Below are 21,323 nucleotides of genomic sequence, written 5' to 3' on the forward strand. Positions count from 1 at the left end.
ATATTATTTAGCCAGCTCTCGCGCGGTTTCGCAATCTTTCGTGATCTGTGCCTTAAGTTCATCCAAGGATGCAAACTGTTGCTCGGGGCGAATGAATCGCAACCACTCGACCTCGATGGCGTCCCCTGCGGTCAAATCGCTCGTTTCCAAGCCGTGCACTTCAATCGCGGGTGCTTGCTCGGTGGCGGCCACAGTTGGTTTCACCCCATAGTTCGCCACACCGGCGTGCCATGCTTGGCTACCGCACTGACGAAAGCGCACATAATACACTCCGAAACGAGGCTGACACTCGGGTTGCCATGGGAGATTCAGTGTCGGAAAACCAATCGTGCGGCCTAGCTGTGCCCCGCTCACGATCACGCCCGTCGCCGTGTAATTGTAACCGAGTAAATCATTCACCGCTAAGATATCGCCAGCTTCCAGCTCTTGCCGAATACGGGTGCTGCTGATCGGCTCGCCGTTATGTTTAATGCGATCGGCACTAAACACCCCCAGCCCCAACTCTCGCCCCGATCGAATCAGGGTAGCCACATCGCCCGCACGTTTCTGCCCGAAGCGGAAGTTTTCACCCACATAAATTGATTTCAATGCTGGCAAAGCAGCTTTCAAACGCCCCAAAAACTGATCCGCTGGTATAGAGGCAAAGTCGTGGTCAAAATGTTTACGAATCACGCAGTCCACTCCGACCTCGTGGAGCATCCTGGTCTTGGTCTCGATCGGCATAATCAGTCGAGTCGGATCTTCCGGACGAAAGAGACGACTCGGATGTGGATCAAAAGTCAGCACCCCACAGAGTCCCCCGGAACGTCGTGCTGAAAACACCGCCGACTCAATCACCGCTTTATGCCCAAGATGGACACCATCGAAGACGCCTATCGCCAAATGCAACTCCCCCTTAAGCTCGGAAAGGGCTTCGAAGTTGTCGACTGCAGCGGGAAAGTTCATGCTGATCAAAGAAAACGCCTGAAGACAGAGCACGCAGCTTACAGCGCGTGGCTCGGCACCGCTTGAATCACGGGGATCAACTGTTTACGCAGAGTGGACGGCGACATGTTCTCCAATTCCTCGATGGTAGAGGCATTTTCAATACGAAATTGTCCAACAGCTGTGCGGCGCAGTTCGTTTAAATGCCCACCACAACCGAGGCGCTCCCCCAGATCATGCGCGATGGTGCGAACATAAGCGCCTTTGCTCGTGCCGACGATGAATGAGATTTCGGGCAGTGCAAACTGAGTAATATCGAAGCGGCTGATATGAATGACACGCGGCTCACGCTCAACCGTCTTACCTTGGCGAGCGAGCTTGTAGAGCTTTTGACCATTGATTTTCTTGGCCGAAAACATTGGAGGCGTCTGATATTGATCACCGATAAAGGTCTTCATTTCCGCTTTGACTTGCACCTCAGTCAGCTCGGGCACGGGTCGCTCTTCAGTGATCTCACCATCGGCGTCCTGCGAGTCGGTGATCACACCGAGCTTCACACGCCCCGTGTATTCCTTGTCCATACTCATCAAATACTGCGAGGCCTTGGTGGCCTTGCCGATCAGGATGAGGAGCATGCCAGTCGCCATGGGGTCCAGCGTGCCAGCATGGCCGACCTTTTTCATGTGAAAGACACGACGCATCTTCGCCACGACATCGTGCGAAGTAATGCCCTGCGGCTTATCGACTAAGAGGATGCCTTCCGGCGCGTCATTGGTGAGTTGAGACATGATAGGTCCTAAATGCTAGGTGCCATTAATCAATGGTATCCAGGTGTGCGCCAATGGCGGCCATCAATTGCGGATAAAACTCTTGGATCGAACTGTCCGCGACATTCAGCCCGGCAGCACATGCATGGCCGCCCCCACTAAATTGCTTGGCGATCTGATCCACGCGATATTTAGGATCTTTAGCACGGAGGCTGCCTTTAAGTGCACCTGCGCAATCTTCAATTAGCACACCGATATCCACACCTTCGATGGAACGGGCATAATCCACAAGTCCTTCAGAGTCGTCGATAGTGGACCCCGTCTCTGCATAAACACCATCTTGAATCAAGCCGACGCATACGCGATTGTCGAACTCCATGGTCAGAGAATCGAGAAAATGCTGCAGCAACTTAATCTTGGCGAAGCTCTCGCGCTCATAAAGCTCGTGCGCGGCGGCAGATGGGTTGGCACCACACTCACATAGGCGACGCGCAATCTCAAACGTGGCTGGAGTGGTGGAAGGAAAGCGGAATTGCCCAGTGTCAGTAGCAATGCCGACATAAAGCGCTTGCGCGGTCACGGCGTCGATTTCGTAGCCATTGTCCAAGTAAAAACCAGCCAAGATCTCGGCGGTGGCACATGCGGTGGCGATCACCAAATTCTCAGCACCATACAGCTTATTGGAAATGTGGTGATCCACATTGAGTGCGACTTCGGGAAAAAGCTCGTTGAGGCGGTCCCCCACGCGCTTGAAATCCGCACAGTCAACCGAGACCGCGATGTGACCATCAGGTGTAAAATCCTCAGCCAATGCCATCGGCGTATCACCGACGAAGGCTTCCAAAGTATTGGGAGTCGCATCGCGGTTGAGGCCGATCGCCTCAATGCCTAGACTCTTCAATACGCGCACAACCGCCACGATCGAACCGATACAATCTCCATCCGGACGTTGATGCCCAAGCACAGCAACCTTTTGGCCTTTGAGTGATTCAATTGCAGCCGCAAAACGTGCGCTGTCTTCGGGATAAAATTTATTGTCCGGCATTTTGGTCTTTATCGAGTTGGTCTAGTATTTCATTGATTTCGGCCCCACGCTCCAGTGAAGGATCGTAGATGAAGTAAAAGGTAGGAAAGTATTTTAAAGTAATCTCTCGACTCACGCGCTGACGAATATCCTTACCGATCTGGCGAAAGAGCTTTCGTGTCGCGCGAATATCTTCTTCGTCGCCTAGAACGGAGTAATAGATGCGTGCGTTGCGCAAATCAGCCGAGCAATCGACTTCACTGATCGTGATAGCGGCGGTATCGGCGCGATAATAGCGGCGCATTTGCTCACTCACTTCACGGCGAAGGAGTGCGTTGATACGTGTGATGCGTTGAGACATGGCGAAGCGCCGCAAGCGGCGAATTAATTTTGACTAATAAATAAGAACTAAGCCGGAGGGAAATGCGACATCCTTGCCATCTATCGGTGAATACCGGCTAGATCTGCGACAATGACGGGGCCCTTCCCTCCAGCAAAAACTTAAAGCGACGGACGCTGCTCTTCGACGGCGAAACACTCGATGTGGTCGCCCTCTTGATAGTCGTCGTAGCCTGCCACGTTGATACCACATTCGTAACCGGCGCGAACCTCCTTAACGTCGTCCTTGAAGCGCTTAAGTGTATCGATCTTGCTCTCGTGAATAAGCTGACCACCACGCATGAGACGCGCGATACAGTTGCGCTTGATGGAGCCTTCGGTGACCATACAACCAGCAACGTTGCGTGTTTTGCCCACAGAGAACACTTGGCGCACTTCGGCCGCACCTGTCTTCTTTTCGGTGTATTCCGCATCGAGCAGATCGGCCATGGCCTCTTCGACTTGGTCGATCAGTTCGTAGATGATTGCGTGCTGTATAATGCGAATGTCGTGGTGCTTCGCGAGGCTCTGCACTCCGTTATCAAGTTTGACATTAAAACCAACAATCATAGCACCGCCCGCACTCGCAAGCGTGATGTCATTCTTGGTAATATGACCGACGCCCTTGCTGATCACATCGAGGTCGACCTTATCACTCTTAATTTCCTTAAGTGCCTGAACCAGCGCTTCTGTGGAGCCGTGCACATCAGACTTAACGATGACACGCAAACACTTCTTCTGCTGGTTTTCGATGGCTGCGAAAAGATCTTCGATGGTCGCTGCGCCCCCTTCAGTATTTTTCTGCTGGGCTCTGGCCGCATCGTGGAGCTTGCGCACTTGCATGTTCTCCTCCGCGTTGCGCTTGGCAGTCTTCTCGTTCTTCTCGGTGTTGAACTTGGTGCCCGATGCAGGCACATCCGACCAACCAGTGACCTTTACAGGTGTCGCCGGTGGAGCCGACTTGAGGACCTTACCATCGGCATCGGTCATCGTTTTAACTCGGCAGTAAACTTCGCCACACAGCAATGCATCGCCGCGCTTTAATGTGCCACGTTCGACGATCACAGTGGCAGTCGCACCGCGACCTTGTTCAACTTGTGACTCGATAATGGTGCCCGATGCGGGGCAACTTGGATTCGCCTTCAGCTCGAGCACTTCTGCTTGCAGCAGAATCATATCAAGCAAGTCGTCAATATTCGTGCCCTTGAGCGCGGAAACTTCCACTGCAATTGTTTCACCGCCCCAATCCTCGGGTGCGATGCCCTTTTCCTGCATCTGTTGCTTCACGCGGTCAACATTGGCCCCCTTCGCATCGATCTTATTGATCGCAACGATGATGGCGTTGTTGGCCTCTTTGGCAAATTTCAGTGCTTCATCCGTCTGCGGCTTAAAGGCATCGTCCGCCGCGACCACAAGGATCGAGACATCGGTCACATTGGCACCACGCTCACGCATCATGGAGAAAGCAGCGTGACCAGGCGTATCAATAAAGGAGATCTTGTGGCCATTGTGCTCGATCTGGTAAGCACCGATGTGCTGTGTGATGCCACCGGCTTCACCACTGACCACATTGGCTTTGCGAATGGTATCGAGCAAAGTCGTCTTGCCGTGGTCCACGTGCCCTAGGATACAAACCACAGGAGGGCGTGGCTTGAGGAATTTAGGATCATCGTCATCCGGCTTTTCCACCTTAGGCTTCGCCGAGCCGGTTTGCTCGTTTTGCTCGCCGCGATGATGGATTTCGAGCTCACAACCGTGACGAGTCGCGATCTGAACCGCCACATTCTCTTCGATGGTTTGATTCATCGAAGCAAAAATGCCCAATTCCATCAACTCGGAGATCAATTTGAAAGGTTTGAGACCGATCTCACCCGCGAAGTCGCGCACGACAATCGGAGGCTTAATGTGAATCTTCTTAAGCTCACTTGCGGGTGCTTCCGCAGTTTCGCCTTCAGCCAATTCAGCGTCCGCAGCAGGTGCTGCGGCTTCTTCCTTCTCTACTGGCTTCGCCGCAGCTGGCGGCTTCGGCGGCCCGGCAGGTGTGGGCGCTGCAGGCGGCTTTGGTGGTCCAGCAGGTTTAGGCGCAGCGGGCGGAGTCGCTGCCACTGGTTTGGGCGCGGCAGGTGGGCTTGATGCCACCGGTTTAGGTGCCACTGGTGGTGTGCTGGGCTTGGGGGCATCCTTAGGTGCCACCACAGCCTGTGCTGGAATCGACGCCGCAGGCGGTGTCGCACTCACAGAGCTTTTCGGCGGAATCGCAGCAACCGGTGGGATTGAAACAGCTGGCGCTGCGGGAGGCTTGGGTGGACCACCAGCCGGTGGACGCGGTGGGCCGCCAACAGGAGGGCGTGGAGGACCGCCTGCGGGAGGCTTCGGCGGGCCGCCTGCCGGTGGTTTCGGTGGGCCAGCCGGTGTCACCACTTTCGGTGCCGGCGGCGGTGTCACTGCTTTCGCGGGCTCGACAGGCTTGGGGGCCTCTGCGGCTTTCGCTGCCTCAGCTGCGGCAGCCTTTTCCTGATGTTCACGCTCGATATCAGCTGCCGATTTGACGAAAACGCCTTCGGGCAACTGAGGCGCAGCTGGTGTCGCCGCTGCAGACGAAGCCTCGGATGCTGAACTTTCGTCAGCTTTAGGCTCCTCGGCTTCAGTCGCGAATTCTTCGCGAAGTGCGTCGGCAGAGATATTATCAATCGTGCTGGATGCGCTCTTCACCTTGAAGCCACGACTTTTCAGGAGCTCAATAAGCTCCTTGTTCTCCATTCCGATATCTTTGGAAAGTTGGTGTATACGAACACTCATAAATGAGTTATTTTTTTAAGTCTGGTTGTTGGTTGGAACGGCGCGCAAGCGACTAACCGTTTTGCTGAAAGAATGCTTGGACCTTCGAGATCACATCGACTGCCTCGTCGCTGCTGAAACCAGCACCTACGAGATCATCCGCGGTAACGCCCTCGAATACTTCCGGGCTGGCGAATCCGATCGCGACCAAGCGAGAGGCGACATCCGGATCAAGTCCGTCAATGGCGTTCAGCCCTTGGACTGCCTTGGCCACCTTCTCATCGAATCCGACCGCTTCCTTCTCTTCCTTGGCGATGTCGAGCTTCCACCCGAGCAGTCGAGATGTGAGCTTGGCGTTAAAACCACGACGACCAATCGCAATCGAAAGATCGTCCTCCGCAACTTCGAAATGAATACGGCGGTCACTTTCGTTGACCTTGATGTTCTTAGGCACAGCTGGCTTCAATGCTTCTTCCAGAAGCTGCAGCGGATCTGAAAAATAACGAATAATATCAATCTTCTCGCCACCGAGCTCACGCACGATGGTTTTGACACGCGCACCACGTGCACCGACGCACGCGCCGACAGGGTCCACCTTGGGATCGCTGCTGTTCACCGCAATCTTCGTGCGATAGCCAGCTTCACGTGCCATCGCCTCGATGGTGACGGTGCCGTCTGCAATCTCAGTGACCTCCAGTTCGAAAAGACGGCGCACGAAATTTAAATTCGAGCGAGAAAGAATAATATCGGGACCACGATTGGTCTGCTCGATCTTCAGCAAGAGACAACGAATGCTCTCGCCCGGGGCGTAATCTTCGCCTGGCACACGCTCACGTGGTGGTAAGATCGCCTCAGCTTTACCCAGATCGACAATTAAATCACCGCGTTCACGACGACGCACGGTGCCAGTGACGATGTCACCGACCGTATCCTTATAATCGTCATAAATACGATCTTTCTCAAACTGGCGAATGCGCTGCATGATCGCTTGGCGAGCCGTTTGCGCAGCAATGCGCCCCAGATAGGCAGGATCGACTTCTTTTTCAATACTGTCGCCAATTTGCGCATTAGGATCGATTTGGCGTGCCTTCTCGATGTGGATTTCAACATCCGCATCCCCAACAGAGTCAACCACTTGCAGCTGGCTCCAAGCCTTGAGAGCACCCGTCTTGGGATTGATCACCACGCGGATGTCTTGCCCTGCGCTAATGCCTTTCTGGGCAGCGCTCGCGATGGCACTAGAGATGGCCTCGATCATGTCTGGACGACTGATCCCCTTCTCCTTCTCCATATATTCTAAAACTGATAGTATCTCGTGGCTCATTTGGGTGCTAAAAATAAAAAAAGCAGGCTATGCCCGCTTTTAAAGTGTTGCTGGGTTTAAAAGTGAATCCGGCACATTAGAGGGCGCTTAGTGCTTGTCAAGGTACCTTGTAAAGCGGTTTTGAGGAGAGGCGGATGAAGGTCGAACATCGAACGCTCAATGTTGAATGATGCCGATGCACCTACAGCGATTCAACATTCGACGTTGGACGTTCGATGTTCGACGTTCTCCTCAAAACCGCTTTGTACTTGCGTCCAAACCACGCCTCAACATCTTCCGCATCATTTACAGTCGCCCTGCTCGCTGAATTCCCAGGGCATCGCCATTCCGGCACTAAACCACTGAATTCATGAAAACTGTCATCGTATACTCTGGAGGACTCGATTCCACCGTCCTGCTTTATCACTTACGCGACGCAGGCCACGAACTGCACGCACTGTCCATCGACTACGGACAGCGACACCGTTGCGAACTGGACCGGGCCGCCGCCATCTGCGCCGAATTGGGCATTCCACAGCCCATGGCCGACCTGTCCGCCATTCAACCGCTCCTAGCTGGCAGCAGCCTGACCTCGCCGGAAATCGAAGTCGCCGAAGGTCACTACACCGAAGAATCGATGAAAAGCACCGTCGTGCCCAATCGAAATATGATCTTTCTAGCCATTGCGACTGGCCACGCACTCTCTATAAAGGCTGGCCAGATCGCCTACGCGGCTCACTCCGGTGACCATGCCATCTATCCCGATTGCCGCAACGAGTTTGCGGACGCGATGGCCACCGCCATCGAACTGGCCGACTGGGAACAGGTCAAACTCAGTCGTCCCTTCGTCGACTGGACCAAGGCCGACATCGTGCGTCGCGGCGCCGAACTCGGCGTCCCCTTCGAAAAGACTTGGTCCTGCTATAAAGGGGGCGAAGTCCACTGCGGCCGCTGCGGCACTTGTATCGAACGCCGCGAAGCCTTCGATCTCGCTAAAGTCGAAGACCCCACCCTCTACGCAGACGATGCTCCTAAATTAGAAACCCTCCGTGCCCACAGCTGGCGACTCTAGGAGGACTGTTTTCCAGTTATCGGTTATCCAGTTTAATTCCCAATTCCTAATTGTTCCTTCAGCCGCCCTAAGGGCACCCACTTCAGTTCCCCCCTTCGGGGCAAACCGTTCAGGTTCACCATCTTCGCGCTCACGCGCTACGTCCTAATTCTCCCTCCGCCGTGCTCACTTGCAAGAAATCCTATCGCGACATCCCGTTCGCCCACCGTCAACACCATCACAATGGCCATTGCGCCCTCATCCATGGTCACAATTGGGCGATCACACTCACCTTCGCCTGCAATCAAACCGATGAAAATGGATTCGTACTAGACTTTGGAAAAGTAAAGTACCTTAAGAAGTGGATCGAAGAGAACCTCGACCACGCTTGCCTCTTTAATGAGAGCGACCCCGAAAAAGACGCCTTACTGCAGCAATTCGGCCACCTATTCAAAGCCTATACCCTCCCCAGTTGCTCTTGCGAAGGCCTCGCCGAGCACATCTATCATGTCTTCGATCCAATGGTGCGCACACAAACCAATAATCGCGCCTGGATCACCGAAGTCGAAATCGATGAAGACAGTAAGAACAGCGCCGCTTACCGCCCCACTTAAGCCAAAAATCTGAAGTTTAAAAACTGGGAAGTTCGCATGAATTTAACAGTCAAATGTCTCGAATAGAAAAGAGATCGCTTCATAATCGCAGTTTCGGCACAATTCTTTCTAATAGGGAGCCATGAAACCGCGCAACAGACTACCCAATACGCAAGCCCAAGGTGGCTTCGCGCTTGTCATAGCGCTCACACTGATGGGCTTCGTCTTGGTACTCTTAGTGACTATCACTGTGCTGGTTAATGTGGAAACTGCCAGCAGTCAGACTGCGCTCACGCAATTACGCGCCCAAGAAAGCGCCCGCCTCGCCCTAATGATGGCCCTCGGCGACCTGCAACGCTACGCCGGCCCCGATCAGCGAGTGACCGCACGTGCAGAAATCCTGGGCAATCGTTTAGTCGACGAAGATCCTCACTGGACAGGCGTGTGGGACACTACATCCCCGACAGCCACACCACATTGGCTAATATCAGGGCAGAATGGATCGTCACAAACTAATGCGACACTATTCGAAATAGTAAGCTCAGGCACCGTCACTTCGTCACAAGACTTCGTCACAGTCCCATCCACACAAATCTTAAGCAGCAACAATACTGTCTCCGATCGAGTAGGCTGGTGGATCAGCGGTGAGGCTTCAAAAGCTAGTATTCAACTAGTAGATAACTCACAAAATTTGGCAGAAGAATTCTTCACAGACTACACTAGCACTGGTCTGAGTATCGAAGAACAGCGACAAATCCGCCAGCAAACATCGCCCAGGAGACATCGAACTGAAATGATTCATGGCACAGACAGTAACTTTATACCTGGTGAAATTGAAGATATAAATAATGCGAGCGTATCAAATAAGATTGACCAGTCACTGTCCTACCTTGAACGCATTCAAAGCTACAGCCAGCTCTCAATACTAGATGGAGTATCTGCTTCTGAAATGTCAGAAAGCTTCCACGACTTAACCAACATATCAAAAGCGCTACTCACAAATACAGAATCAGGCGGCTTAAAAAGAGACCTTTCTGACAAAACCTACAACTCAAGCAGTAGTGGGCTATCAATTGATTCCACCGTCCAAGAATTCCTTTGGTCGAGCCTTCCGAGCTCAAATGGAGACATTCCCCTCAAAGGACTATCAGAAACAATAGTGGAAAACCTTGCGGCAGGCGATGCAATCAACACCACTCCACCAATTATCACTGAATTTGGCCTATTCTTTGTAGTTTCAGGCCAAAGTAAGAGCTCTACAACGGCACGCGCGTTCCTGAGGCTGGAGATTGAAATCTGGAGTCCCTACGGCTTCCGACACAACTTTGAAGGAGCGTCTGGCTCAGATACACCTGAGCTATTTGTAGAATTCGAATCACTCCCTGACATAACACTTCAATTTTACGACAAAGACACAGAAACATACACCAGTTCTACCATCTTGGATTTTGACGATATAAGCCCACGATTCAGCCTCGACATGTCTGAAACTCACAAATCTGGAGAAATTAGAAAAATCATCGCAGACTGGCCAATCAACTCGAGTAGCAATCAATCGAATTTTTATTATACAGACCAATGGAGTTGGACTATTACAGACCCTAGCTATAACTCCTCGCACAGAAATGTAAGCTTCCCAGACGGTGATTCTATAAACTACACGTCCAGTAGCGCTGACATTACACTCACACTAACGAACACAGATGGGGAGATCCTACAAAGGATCGATAATATCCCCGTCGGAGACATCGTTGCCGATTTCTCATACTACGAAGACAGCCCTTCGGGATTAGGCTCTGGAGATGCGCCCATAGTGTTTTCATACAAAATGAAAGACACAAAATATTACTTGGAAAAATGGCTCACTGAAGTTGACCCCAGATCTATTATACTAGATGCGAGCGAGTCTGCAATTTACGACCTATTAGACGTCAACGATATCAATGGAGACGGAAGAAGTGATGCCGACCCCTTGAGTGCTATTTACTTCGACAATTTAGACCTCTTCCACGGGCAAATAAATAACAATTTTTATAGACTCTTTGATCTACCAGCAACAATCCCCCACTCGCTAGGTGTCTTACAGCACCTACAAATCAAAGACACTCGCCCCTTTTCAATTGGCAACGCTTGGGGCGGCGACCTGAACGATCTCTTTGATAAGTTCTTCATTTCAGGCATTCCCAACGATCCCAGCGCAACTTATTGGAATCCTGATATTCACGAAGAACGCGACAATCTACCAAACCCTTTCATTGAAGTCTCAACAATAGATAATCAGTCGCTAAGTCTAACAGATTTGAATAATTCCGAGTCTTCAAAGAATCTACTGATAAAGGGAGCATTTAATATCAATTCGACATCTATTGATGCATGGTCAGCAATGCTAGCTGCAAATTCGATTTACGACTGGGATTACTACGTGAATAAAGGTACGAGCAGCCAAGTAGATTCAAAAAGGATAAACCTTGAAAATGCGTTCTTTCGACTCCCCAACTCGGGACACATGCGTTCTGAATCTTATACAGAATGGAAATTCCCGTTTGAGGATTATGAAAACGAAACCACACTTGGCGACGACTACCCTCGACTTGAAGATGGGGAAAAAGATCTCACCTATAAAAATTCCAACGGTTACAACCCAAACTCTGACTGGCGCCCGAGCTTGTCACTCGGACATCGTGAATACGACATCGCGACAATTAGTAATTTAGCAGCGAAAATAGTTGAGAATTTAAAGTTACACGAACGCCCATTTATCTCGCTTAAAGAATTCATCAATAGCGGCATTCTACAAACAAGCATTGATCAAACTGCGATCAATACGATCGAAGAAGGAAGCAATTATGACAGTGCTGGGGACGATGTAAAAATGCCAATCAATGCAACTTCATATCTAAGTCAGGCTGATATCATTTCTGCACTAAGCCCAGCGATGGTCACTCGCAGTGATACTTTTCGCATACGGGCAATCGGTCAATCCGTTGACCCAGTAACAGGAGAACCCATTGCGACCGCGCAATGCGAAGTGGTTGTTCAACGCACGACAGAACGGTTCGATGGCTCAAGCAGTCAAATTATGGACAACGCCAACGGATTTGGCAGAAAATTCAAAATAAATGATATAAAATGGTTAGATTCATCACAGCTCTAATTACCGCGATTGTATTTGGAGCATCGATTCTCCACTCTCAACAGGCTCCAACTACCATAGAGTTCGAATTCCGTGTATTCGGAGTTGGGAGTGACAGCTTTAAAGGGTTATATTACTTCGATGGAGATACCCACAGAGAATTAAAATTCCACAAATCCAGCCGCTCAATCGACACATATTCCTATAAGGGAATTTTGAATTTCGCACTGTTCATCAGGAATCCTAGCTACGTACCGACTAATCCAAATTCCGAACCATACACACAGATAGCCCAAGCAAAGATTCCAACTAATATAAGAGAGAGCCTCCTCATCATCCAAGCCCATCCAAACAATAATCTTGCCGATCAAACTGATAGAAAATTTGAACTATACTTTATCAATGATGCAGATTCTCATTTCACTAGAAATAGCATATTAATCGTTAACGCCACAGGAAGAGACTTAATTGGCCGTGTGGGAACAACTGACTCAGCCTTTCCGCGCGGAATCTCATCCCCAATCTCTTATCCAGATAAAGAAAAAAGCAAGACGACGCGCTTAGCATTCGCACTAGAAACAGAGCAAGGCCCACGCTTAGTTATGTCTTACGACATCCAGCTATCGAATAATCGAAGAACTGTATTAGTATTGTTGCCACCTCGTGATCCTAAATCAACACGGATTAGCATGCGGAAGCTCTCTCAATCAATCCACGAAGAAGAGGAACCTTCCCAATAAAGCTCTACCCTCGATTCTGAAACTTAGCCCACAGGTGACTGAATGACCAAGCGAAATCACGTGGGCGCTCTTTCAGCCAGTGATTGAGGTGCTTCACATCAATCCATTGCCCCTCCATAACTTCGGTCGGGTCCAGCACGAAAGGTCCCTCCGCCTCGCAGGTATATACCCATACAAATTCGTTTCCCGTCTGTTTGCAGGGTGCCTCCTTAAAGATGCGCTTGAGCCCAGTCGGATCGCTTAAACCAATCTCTTCATACAGTTCACGCGGCGCGGCATCATCATAGTCTTCCCCTGTATCCACGTGCCCCGAACAGGAACTCACCCACTTTCCCGGCGCCGTATCTTTCGTCAGCGAGCGACGCTGTAAGTAGAGTTGCCCCGCTTGATTAAATACAAAAACATGTACTGCACGGTGCAAGAGCTTCTCGCGATGCACCACAGAACGCGGCTCTTGGCGAAGAACGTTATCGTCCATATCGACGACATCGAAAATATCAGTTACGGGCATGATCACAACAAAACAGAATTATATAGGGTATACAGAATGCATAAAACGTGCCGAAAACAGACCTTTGGGCGAGCATAAGAACACGTCATTTCGTTAACAATATGTGAAAGGACTCCAGACTCTAACGTGGCATCCTAAACATCCATGGAATCACACCAGAGTTCACTTTCACCTCTTCTATCCTCAGTGAGCTCCTCCACTCACCCTCCTCATAGCTCTCAACCTGCTTCGCGAGCGGCATGCCTGCCTCCCTCTCGTAATCCCGATAAACCACACTGTTCACCACATTATTCAGCAAGTCGGTACTAACTGATTTAATTGCCAGATGACTCCGAATATCAATATAGTAGTCTACCTGATAATCTGTAGCGAGAGTCACACGGATTTGGTGGCAGATATTCCCATCCGTAGGTACGGTATCGATATACTCGATCGTCTTTCCAAGTGCGAAGGGATACAGTAAATGACTGCCAAAGAAACCATTATGTATAAAGCGCCGCCCCTCAACCTCAGACATAGGCTCGGCCTTCACATTACGCCCCGGCAACTTGCGCCAAGCCACCTCCCCATCATAGCCCAATACCATGTCACGCTGATCACCACGAATAATCAACTTAATCAAATTTGGCTTTTTTTGATAGGCCTTCAACTCATACTCACCACTCTCCAGCTTCAAAGTGCCCACAAGCTTTAAGCTTGAAATTTGCTCCCAAACGGACTTTCCCCCAAGTCCCTCTTCATAATAGCGCTGAATAATCTTAGCCAACTTCCCTTCTCCCAAATCTGGCATAGCCGTCTCACGAGTCGTTGCTGTGATTTGATCGGCAGGCACCTGCAGGAAATTGTCCACAGCTTCTTCAACAGCAGTCGCCACATGGGCCACGCATATAATAAGGGCTCCGAAAATACAAAAGAGAGGTCGCGGTAGAATCATGAGTCTAAATAGGTAAACACCTTAGTTCAGCACAGTGCAATATTTGTTCCAGCAATTCGCAACCATCCCTCCTCGTCGACGATCCTATATTCGATCACGAAAATGGTGGACTTACTGTCTGCTAAAAGACACTCATCAAAATCGTATTATGGCAGTTTTTAACTACAAAGCGCGTAAGGCAGATGGCACCATTGTAAGCGGTTCAATCGAAGCTGTAGAGCGTCGCTTGGCCATGCAACGCCTACAAGCCCAAGGTCTCAGCCCCATGGCACTGAAAGAAGGCAACGCCGAAGCGCCTTCGATTTTCTCCAAACTCAGCGAGCGCACAAAATCTTTGCGAAGCAACAATGCCTCCAAAGACGGCAGCGACCAAGCAGTGAAGCAACGGGGCCCCAAACGCGAAAATATCGGTCTGACCGTATTGAAGCGCCTAATGGAGCTACATAGCTCTGGCCTCCCCATCGGCGATTCTATTCGTATTCTGAGCCAACGCCTCAGCGATAAAGAGCAACGCAGCATCGTGCAAACTCTATGGCGCGATCTAAGCGAGGGCTCTACACTCGCAGGTGCCATGTCACGCCAACCGCGCTACTTCCCCAACTCGATCAGCTATGTGATTGAGGCGGGTGAAGCCACCGGAAACCTCACCCCCATCCTGCGTAAAGTCATCGATTACCTGGAAGAAAAGGAAGCCATCCGCAAGAAGATGATCGCCAGTATGATGTACCCAGCCTTCATCTGCACCGTCGCCGTCGCCGTTGTGGTGCTATTCATGACAGTGCTACTGCCACAAATTCAAGGCATGCTCGATCGCCTCGGGGGTGAAATGACCTGGAGCGCACGTATCTTAATTGATGGCTCTTCACTGGTCGCAACTGCTGGCCCCTTCCTCCTCATCGGCATTATCATTGCTATCATCGGTTTCCAACAATGGCGCCGAACAGAACCCGGCCTACGCCGCTCAGACTCTTGGCTCTTAAAAATTCCCCTGCTGGGTAAGATCTTTCTCTACAGCGATTTATTTCAGGTCGGCAATTTGATCACCACCCTCCTGGAAAGTGGCATCAACACCACTGAAACGCTTCGCCTGACAGAACGCACCGTAAAAAACACCGAACTCAAGGAGCGCTTCAACACCGCCCGCGGCCAAGTCAACGAAGGCCTTTCTATCGCACAAGCCTTTCAGCGCAACCATTTCATGCCCGACCTTGCAGTGGACATCTTAACTGTCGGCGAAAATACAGGCAACCTCGCACATAGCATGAATGAGATCACCAAGGGCTTCCGCAACGAATTAAGCGCACGCCTGAGCAAGCTAACTACGCTTGTATCAACTGGTGCTTTAATTTGTGCCTTCATTCTGGTTGCCCTTATCGCAATCGGCATCGTCACCAGCGTATTCCAAGTCAGCCGCACACTTTCATAGCCGCACACAACACACCCCAATCCGCGACACTCGCAGAGTTTTTATCAGCTTTTTTCTGAATAAGGCGCTAGCCCACAGGGCAGCGTAAACGACATACGCGTCCCCTTCCCCAGCTGACTTTCAGCCCGCACCGTGCCGCCATGTAACTGCACGATATGCTTCACAATACTCAAGCCAAGGCCCGTGCCCCCAGTTTCACGTGAACGCCCCTTATCGACCCGATAGAAGCGCTCAAAAATATGTGGCAAATCCTTAGCTGGTATCCCGGGACCGTCGTCAACCACCGCACAGCGCACCTGTTGACCATCCGCCTCAAGACACGCCTCAAGCTGGATACGGGTAAAGTCTGGCGCGTAGCGAAATACATTTTCGATAAAGTTATCCAACACCTGATGAATCCGATAACGATCAAAGGGCAAAGAGTGAATCCCTGCGTCTACCTGAACCTCGATCGCCTGCGTTTGCGGATCAATTCGAGAACGATAATTTTCAGCAACTTCATCAAGCAAGCCGTGTAGCGGTTGATCAATCGGTTCGATTTGGTCTGGACGCGACTCCAAACGCGAAATGGTAAGCAGGTCCTCTACTAAGACATGCAAGCGCTCTGCGTTATTTAAAATCTTGGTAGTAAAGCGCAACCGCGCCTTCGGCTGAATGCTGGCCTCATCATCAATCAAAGTCTCTGCAAAACCTTTAATAATCGTCAACGGCGTGCGCAACTCATGCGATACATTCGCCACAAACTCCCGCCGCATGACCTCAAGTGCTTTTAGTTTGGTAATATCATGCAAGACCAGAAGTGTCGACTGCGAGTCTTCTGCCCCCAAACCAGTGACTTTCGCACACGAGGCCTCAAACCAGAGCGTTTCACTCCCCTGCTCAATATGAATTTGCGTAGGCTCCGTCCGCTCCACCTTGGCGGCCACATCCAACAATTCCAACAAAGTCAAAGAGCGTAAAACTCCCTCCAAGCGTAAGCCCTGAATCGATTCTCCCCGGCGGAAAAGTTTTTCGGCCGAGCGATTCGCATACTCCACCACCCGATCTTCATCGAATACAATCACCACTTCCTGCACCGCCCCCAGCATCGCCTCAACCTGACTGGAGTAGCCGCTCTTCTGCGCAGAAGCATCGTTGTGCGAATCGATTAGCTCATTTAAAGACTCGACCAAGCCCAACGCCCCCATTCGCTTCAATGCATCCGTAGAATCCTCCGACAACAGCCGCCGCCGCGTGCGCACAGCCCCCTCCATTCCTTTCAATAAACGCCGCAAACGCAACACTCGGAAAAATAAAACCAGTGTCGTAAACAGCAATACAATCGTAAAGAACCAGAGCATGATAAAAGAAAGGATAAGAACTAAGTAGCAAGGATATGCCTAATCACAAGCAACTAAGTCCTCGCGTCCAATCAAGCTCACACAGCTCACTACACATCCACCGCACGATAGCCGACGCCACGCACTGTTTCTATCAAATGCGCATACGCACCCAATTTCTCGCGCACACGACGCACATGAGTGTCCACAGTACGAGTTTCAATATCTGTGTCGTAGTGCCAGACATTAACCAACAGATGCTCACGTGACTGCACACGCCCCTTGCGCTCCATCAACAATTTCAACAAGCGAAACTCAGTCGCCGTCAAAACCACAGGCACCCCATCCACTGTCAGTTCATGCAAATCCTCATCGATCACGACACCAGCAATCTCGATCCGCGACTGCCCACTAGACTCCACCGGCGCGCCCATGCGATTCAGCATATTACTAATACGCAACAACAACTCCTTTGCATTGAAAGGCTTAGACAAATAATCATCCGCACCAGTCTCTAGCCCCTTCACACGATCCTCCGCTTCGCCACGAGCACTTAAAAAGATAATTGGTATATCCTTCATCGACGGATCCGAACGCGCAATACGACATAGCTGTAAGCCATTCAGCTCCGGCATCATAATGTCCAGAATCATAAGATCCGGCTCAAAATCACGGACCTTGGCCACAAAAACAAGTGGATCATTCAAAACTTCCACGCGATAGCCCTCCTGCTCAAGTTTATACTCAAGCAACTCTGTGACGTCAGGCTCGTCGTCTAAAACTAAAATTCGGTGCACTTTCGGGGCGCTCATTGGATTGTATGTAGGCTGACAGCCAGTGTGTTTATGCAGGTTTTTAAGAGAATCTCAAGTGTCTGTAACAAGGATCAAGACCTATTACATCCTATTACGGGTCAACGCTTAAAGCTATTTCCAAGCGCCCAAGAATCGTTTTTAACCTACACGAAACACGACCGTATCACAACCGTAACATTTGCAGCAAAAGGCCACTAGCTCGATCACTTCACCCCACGTGCCTCTAAATGCACCATTAAAATGCTAATATCGGCCGGATTCACCCCACTGATACGACTGGCCTGCCCCAAAGTAAGCGGCGCAATCGCAATCAATTTTTGAGCACTCTCACTGCGCAAGCCCTTGACCTCCGTAAAATCAAAACCTTCCGGCAGCTTAATCTTATCGATGTGCTTCATCTTTTCAATCTGCTTCTGCTCCCGCTCCAAATAGCCCTTGAATACGACGCGATAGTGCACCTCATCGCGCACCTCCTTGGATTCCCCACGCAAGGCCTCCGGAAAGTCCTGCTGTGAGTGCGAACGACGCAAATGCAATGCATAGGTATCCCCCGCACGACGTTCCACCTCTAAGCGCTCGGTCCACTCGGTAACCTTGGACGCCTTGGCCTTCATACGAGCTAAGCGCGCTTCTCCGACCAACTTCAAACGATCCACCGAATCCAACAAGCGCAGCTCCGCACTAGGATGATTAAATAGCAAACGATGCTCCGCACGGCTGGAGAACATACGATACGGCTCCTTGGTCCCTTTAGTGACTAAGTCGTCAATCAAAACGCCCAGGTAGGCCTCGTGCCGCTTCAACACCAGCGGCTCCTCACCGCGAATCTTCTGCACAGCATTCACGCCCGCAATTAAGCCCTGCCCCGCAGCCTCCTCATAGCCTGAAGTGCCATTGATTTGGCCCGCAAAGAACAAGTTTTCCACTTTTTTAGACTCTAGAGACGGATACAACTGCGTCGGTGGCGCGAAATCATATTCTACCGCATAGGCGGGGCGCAGCATGTGCACATTCTCAAGCCCATCAATACTGCGCAACATATCCAGCTGCACCTCAAAGGGCAAACTCGTCGAAAGCCCATTGATATACCACTCGTTGGTATTACGCCCTTCCGGCTCCAGAAACAACATGTGCCGCTCCTTATCTGCAAAGCGCACAAACTTATCCTCAATACTAGGACAATAACGCGGCCCCGTGCCTTCAATTTGCCCCGAATACATTGGAGACATATGCAAATTATCCGTCACCACCTGCCGCGTCTCCGGCCCGGTATAGGTCATCCAACACGAAACCTGATCCTTACCAGGCAACCAACCCAACTTGCGCTGGCCCGGATGTTCCACGTGGAACAATGCATGGTCCGAATTCACTGCCCCCGAAGCCGAATGTTCCACGTGGAACATTCCTGGTTCCGCTCCGCCCGACGCATCAGATTGTTCCACGTGGAACACATTCTCGATTCCACGCGTGTCATAGAACGCAAACAGCGTGGGCTCGGGATCGCCCTTCTGCTCTTCCAACTGACTAAAATCGATACTACTTCCCAAAATGCGCGCGGGCGTGCCAGTCTTAAGCCGCTCCAACTCAATACCTGCTTCCAAAAACGAACCCGACAAGCCCTCAGCCGAGAAGTCTCCCATGCGCCCCCCCTTATTGGTATTCTTCCCAACATGCATCAAGCCGCGTAAAAAGGTGCCAGTGGTCACAATCACGGTCTTGGCATAAAAATCGACTTCCAAGTTTGTTCGCACCCCCACGACTTTATCGCCCTCAAAGATGAGTCCTTGCACCATGGCCTGAAAAAGATCCAGGTTCGACTGCAACTCCAGCACGTGCTTCATACGATACTGATACGCCTTCTTGTCGCACTGCGCGCGTGGCGCTTGTACAGCGGGCCCCTTGGATGCATTCAATAAACGGAATTGAATCGCGGTGGTATCCGTATTCACTGCCATCTCGCCACCGAGGGCATCAATCTCACGCACCATGTGTCCTTTTGCCTGACCACCAATGGCAGGATTGCAGCTCATCTGAGCGATCGTATCCAGGTTCCCCGTCAGCATCAGCGTGTCCGCGCCTAAACGCGCAGCCGCCAGCGCGGCTTCACAACCTGCATGTCCCGCACCACACACGATAACATCGTAGGGCTGGTGCTTACCAAATTTTAATCCCGAACTCATTTTCCAATACAAAACTGTTTAAACAAACTGTCGAGCATTCGCTCATTATCCACGCGCCCCACAACCTGACCAATCGATTCCACCGCGTCACGCAAATCCGCTGCAATCAGCTCCGAAAGTTCCCCATCCCGCAACTTAGCAGAAGCCAACTCTAAAGCCTCGACGGCTTCTCCCAGCGACATGGCATGACGCGCATTCACCACCACACCATCGCTCTGGGGCTGCGTCAAACTGGCATCGATTGACTGTTGCCATACTTCACGCAGCTCAGCGATGCCTTTGCGCTCCAGCAAAGAATACGCACATGCTGCAAGGCAGGCAAGAAATCGGAGCGCTCCGCGGCCCCCGGCAAATCGATCTTATTTTCAATAACCAGAGTATTCGCCGGAGTCATCCGCTGCAATAAAGCATCAGGCAGAGTAGGGCAGGGTGCAGTGACATCCAAGACCAGCAAAAAGAAATCTGCAGTTTCCGCCTGCTCAATGGTGTGATCGATGCCAAGTTGCTCAATCGCGTCGCCCGCTTCATGCAAACCAGCAGTATCCAGAATTTCAATACGCCAGGGACCGACCATCATGAATGCTGAAATGTAGTCGCGCGTAGGACCGGGAATATCACTCACAATCGAACGGTCTGCCCCCGTCAAAGCATTGATTAAACTGCTCTTCCCGACATTGGGTTCACCAATGATCAAAGTCTTAATGCCTTCGTGAAGTAGGGCGGAGTAGCGCTGAGTCTCAATTAAATCACGAATCTCTTCTATCAATTGACGCAATTCAGATGCAGGGCCCGCCTGATCTTCACCGGGCAGGTCTTCTTCAGGAAAATCAATATAGGCCTCCAAATGCGCCATTACACTCAATAAACGCTCAGTCAATTCACTCATTTTGCGCCCCACAGAGCCGTGCAACTGACGCTGAGCCACCTCAAGACTGCGATCGGAACGCGCACGAATTAAATCAGAAACGGCTTCCGCCTGACTTAGATCCATACGCCCATTCATAAAGGCGGTGCGGGTAAATTCACCCGGCTCTGCAGGGCGACACCCGCGCGCCATCAAATCCGTCAAAATCTTCTGCACGATCAAGGGATTCCCGTGCGGCGCGATCTCCAACATCGCCTCGCCAGTAAATGACTGCCCCTCGGCGAAAAAGGTAAAGACACATTCGTCGATCTGCACTCCTTGTAGATCGATGTAATTGGCGAAGTGCGCAAAGCGCTTTTTCAAAGGCTTAACACGCTGCGTAATCGCAAGCGCGAGTTCCGCACACGCGGGACCGCTCAAACGAATCAAGGCAATCGCAGATTCACCCGCAGGCGAGGAGAGGGCGACAATAGTATCATTGGCAGGCATAATACCCGCTAAATTCACTGAATCCGCCGCTGGGTCAAGAGTGAGTATGCGTCAGCTCAACCGTAGGGGCGCGACTTGTCACAATGCGCAAAC

At 51.1% G+C, this 21,323-nt stretch carries 18 protein-coding genes; 5 read left to right on the forward strand and 13 right to left on the reverse strand.

Features of this window, described 5'->3' with window-relative positions:
- Positions 1–3 precede the first annotated feature (3 nt).
- The 6 genes from ribF to nusA form a co-directional block, all read right to left on the reverse strand.
- Positions 4–945: a riboflavin biosynthesis protein RibF gene (gene ribF / locus SH580_RS11520; protein ID WP_319831026.1), complete on the reverse strand. Its 942-nt coding sequence runs from the start codon at positions 943–945 to the stop codon at positions 4–6.
- A 38-nt stretch (positions 946–983) separates the two neighbouring features.
- Positions 984–1,712 (reverse strand): tRNA pseudouridine(55) synthase TruB, encoded by a 729-nt coding sequence (gene truB / locus SH580_RS11525; RefSeq protein WP_319831027.1) that lies wholly within the window; start codon positions 1,710–1,712, stop codon positions 984–986.
- 25 nt (positions 1,713–1,737) lie between these two features.
- Positions 1,738–2,736, reverse strand: a complete 999-nt coding sequence (locus SH580_RS11530) for a DHH family phosphoesterase (protein ID WP_319831028.1) — start codon at positions 2,734–2,736, stop codon at positions 1,738–1,740.
- Positions 2,723–3,076, reverse strand: coding sequence for a 30S ribosome-binding factor RbfA (gene rbfA, locus SH580_RS11535; RefSeq protein ID WP_319831029.1), 354 nt, complete (start codon positions 3,074–3,076; stop codon positions 2,723–2,725). The genes SH580_RS11530 and rbfA overlap by 14 nt, the downstream gene beginning before the upstream one ends.
- A 140-nt stretch (positions 3,077–3,216) precedes the next feature.
- Positions 3,217–5,892 (reverse strand): translation initiation factor IF-2, encoded by a 2,676-nt coding sequence (infB, locus tag SH580_RS11540; protein ID WP_319831030.1) that lies wholly within the window; start codon positions 5,890–5,892, stop codon positions 3,217–3,219.
- A gap of 52 nt (positions 5,893–5,944) precedes the next feature.
- Positions 5,945–7,195: a transcription termination factor NusA gene (nusA, locus tag SH580_RS11545; RefSeq protein ID WP_319831031.1), complete on the reverse strand. Its 1,251-nt coding sequence runs from the start codon at positions 7,193–7,195 to the stop codon at positions 5,945–5,947.
- 349 nt (positions 7,196–7,544) lie between these two features.
- On the opposite strand from nusA, the gene queC reads away from it, so the two are divergent.
- The 4 genes from queC (at position 7,545) to SH580_RS11565 (ending at position 12,691) form a co-directional block, all read left to right on the forward strand.
- Complete coding sequence (gene queC / locus SH580_RS11550; RefSeq protein WP_319831032.1) at positions 7,545–8,246, forward strand: 7-cyano-7-deazaguanine synthase QueC; 702 nt, start codon at positions 7,545–7,547, stop codon at positions 8,244–8,246.
- A gap of 161 nt (positions 8,247–8,407) precedes the next feature.
- Positions 8,408–8,839 carry a 6-pyruvoyl trahydropterin synthase family protein gene (locus SH580_RS11555; RefSeq protein ID WP_319831033.1) on the forward strand — a complete coding sequence of 144 codons (432 nt, stop codon included), beginning with the start codon at positions 8,408–8,410 and terminating at the stop codon, positions 8,837–8,839.
- 121 nt (positions 8,840–8,960) lie between these two features.
- Positions 8,961–11,972 carry a pilus assembly PilX family protein gene (locus SH580_RS11560; protein ID WP_319831034.1) on the forward strand — a complete coding sequence of 1,004 codons (3,012 nt, stop codon included), beginning with the start codon at positions 8,961–8,963 and terminating at the stop codon, positions 11,970–11,972.
- On the forward strand, positions 11,948–12,691 hold the full coding sequence (locus SH580_RS11565) for a hypothetical protein (protein ID WP_319831035.1): 744 nt from the start codon (positions 11,948–11,950) through the stop codon (positions 12,689–12,691). The genes SH580_RS11560 and SH580_RS11565 overlap by 25 nt, the downstream gene beginning before the upstream one ends.
- Positions 12,692–12,695: 4 nt before the next feature.
- On the opposite strand, the gene SH580_RS11570 is transcribed toward SH580_RS11565, so the two are convergent.
- On the reverse strand, positions 12,696–13,202 hold the full coding sequence (locus SH580_RS11570; RefSeq protein WP_319835007.1) for an NUDIX hydrolase: 507 nt from the start codon (positions 13,200–13,202) through the stop codon (positions 12,696–12,698).
- Positions 13,203–13,323: 121 nt separating this feature from the next.
- Positions 13,324–14,136: a hypothetical protein gene (locus SH580_RS11575; RefSeq protein WP_319831036.1), complete on the reverse strand. Its 813-nt coding sequence runs from the start codon at positions 14,134–14,136 to the stop codon at positions 13,324–13,326.
- Between the two features lie 148 nt (positions 14,137–14,284).
- Between SH580_RS11575 and SH580_RS11580 the strand changes: the two genes are divergently transcribed.
- Positions 14,285–15,562, forward strand: coding sequence for a type II secretion system F family protein (locus SH580_RS11580; protein WP_319831037.1), 1,278 nt, complete (start codon positions 14,285–14,287; stop codon positions 15,560–15,562).
- Positions 15,563–15,606: 44 nt separating this feature from the next.
- On the opposite strand, the gene SH580_RS11585 is transcribed toward SH580_RS11580, so the two are convergent.
- From SH580_RS11585 to mnmE, 5 genes are all read right to left on the reverse strand, one after another.
- Positions 15,607–16,902 (reverse strand): sensor histidine kinase, encoded by a 1,296-nt coding sequence (locus SH580_RS11585; RefSeq protein ID WP_319831038.1) that lies wholly within the window; start codon positions 16,900–16,902, stop codon positions 15,607–15,609.
- A gap of 89 nt (positions 16,903–16,991) precedes the next feature.
- A complete protein-coding gene (locus SH580_RS11590) occupies positions 16,992–17,693 on the reverse strand; it encodes a response regulator (protein ID WP_319831039.1) in 702 nt (233 codons plus the stop codon).
- 206 nt (positions 17,694–17,899) lie between these two features.
- A complete protein-coding gene (locus SH580_RS11595) occupies positions 17,900–19,876 on the reverse strand; it encodes a tRNA uridine-5-carboxymethylaminomethyl modification enzyme MnmG/GidA (protein WP_319831040.1) in 1,977 nt (658 codons plus the stop codon).
- Positions 19,873–20,169 (reverse strand): tRNA modification GTPase, encoded by a 297-nt coding sequence (locus SH580_RS22295; RefSeq protein ID WP_319831041.1) that lies wholly within the window; start codon positions 20,167–20,169, stop codon positions 19,873–19,875. The genes SH580_RS11595 and SH580_RS22295 overlap by 4 nt, the downstream gene beginning before the upstream one ends.
- Positions 20,103–21,230, reverse strand: a complete 1,128-nt coding sequence (gene mnmE, locus SH580_RS11605; protein ID WP_319831042.1) for a tRNA uridine-5-carboxymethylaminomethyl(34) synthesis GTPase MnmE — start codon at positions 21,228–21,230, stop codon at positions 20,103–20,105. The genes SH580_RS22295 and mnmE overlap by 67 nt, the downstream gene beginning before the upstream one ends.
- Between the last annotated feature and the right edge of the window lie 93 nt (positions 21,231–21,323).

This window comes from Coraliomargarita algicola (genome assembly GCF_033878955.1).
GTDB classification, from domain to species: Bacteria; Verrucomicrobiota; Verrucomicrobiia; order Opitutales; family Coraliomargaritaceae; genus Thalassobacterium; species Thalassobacterium algicola.

Bases quoted from the DNA above. Each gene is read 5' to 3' on its own strand.
- SH580_RS11565 (WP_319831035.1), top strand. From the start codon at position 11,948: ATGGTTAGATTCATCACAGCTCTAATTACCGCGATTGTATTTGGAGCA.
- nusA (WP_319831031.1), bottom strand. From the start codon at position 7,195: ATGAGCCACGAGATACTATCAGTTTTAGAATATATGGAGAAGGAGAAG.
- queC (WP_319831032.1), top strand. From the start codon at position 7,545: ATGAAAACTGTCATCGTATACTCTGGAGGACTCGATTCCACCGTCCTG.
- SH580_RS11575 (WP_319831036.1), bottom strand. From the start codon at position 14,136: ATGATTCTACCGCGACCTCTCTTTTGTATTTTCGGAGCCCTTATTATA.
- SH580_RS11570 (WP_319835007.1), bottom strand. From the start codon at position 13,202: ATGCCCGTAACTGATATTTTCGATGTCGTCGATATGGACGATAACGTT.
- SH580_RS11585 (WP_319831038.1), bottom strand. From the start codon at position 16,902: ATGCTCTGGTTCTTTACGATTGTATTGCTGTTTACGACACTGGTTTTA.
- SH580_RS11530 (WP_319831028.1), bottom strand. From the start codon at position 2,736: ATGCCGGACAATAAATTTTATCCCGAAGACAGCGCACGTTTTGCGGCT.
- SH580_RS11595 (WP_319831040.1), bottom strand. From the start codon at position 19,876: ATGAGTTCGGGATTAAAATTTGGTAAGCACCAGCCCTACGATGTTATC.
- ribF (WP_319831026.1), bottom strand. From the start codon at position 945: ATGAACTTTCCCGCTGCAGTCGACAACTTCGAAGCCCTTTCCGAGCTT.
- truB (WP_319831027.1), bottom strand. From the start codon at position 1,712: ATGTCTCAACTCACCAATGACGCGCCGGAAGGCATCCTCTTAGTCGAT.
- rbfA (WP_319831029.1), bottom strand. From the start codon at position 3,076: ATGTCTCAACGCATCACACGTATCAACGCACTCCTTCGCCGTGAAGTG.
- SH580_RS11590 (WP_319831039.1), bottom strand. From the start codon at position 17,693: ATGAGCGCCCCGAAAGTGCACCGAATTTTAGTTTTAGACGACGAGCCT.
- SH580_RS11560 (WP_319831034.1), top strand. From the start codon at position 8,961: ATGAAACCGCGCAACAGACTACCCAATACGCAAGCCCAAGGTGGCTTC.
- SH580_RS11580 (WP_319831037.1), top strand. From the start codon at position 14,285: ATGGCAGTTTTTAACTACAAAGCGCGTAAGGCAGATGGCACCATTGTA.
- infB (WP_319831030.1), bottom strand. From the start codon at position 5,892: ATGAGTGTTCGTATACACCAACTTTCCAAAGATATCGGAATGGAGAAC.
- mnmE (WP_319831042.1), bottom strand. From the start codon at position 21,230: ATGCCTGCCAATGATACTATTGTCGCCCTCTCCTCGCCTGCGGGTGAA.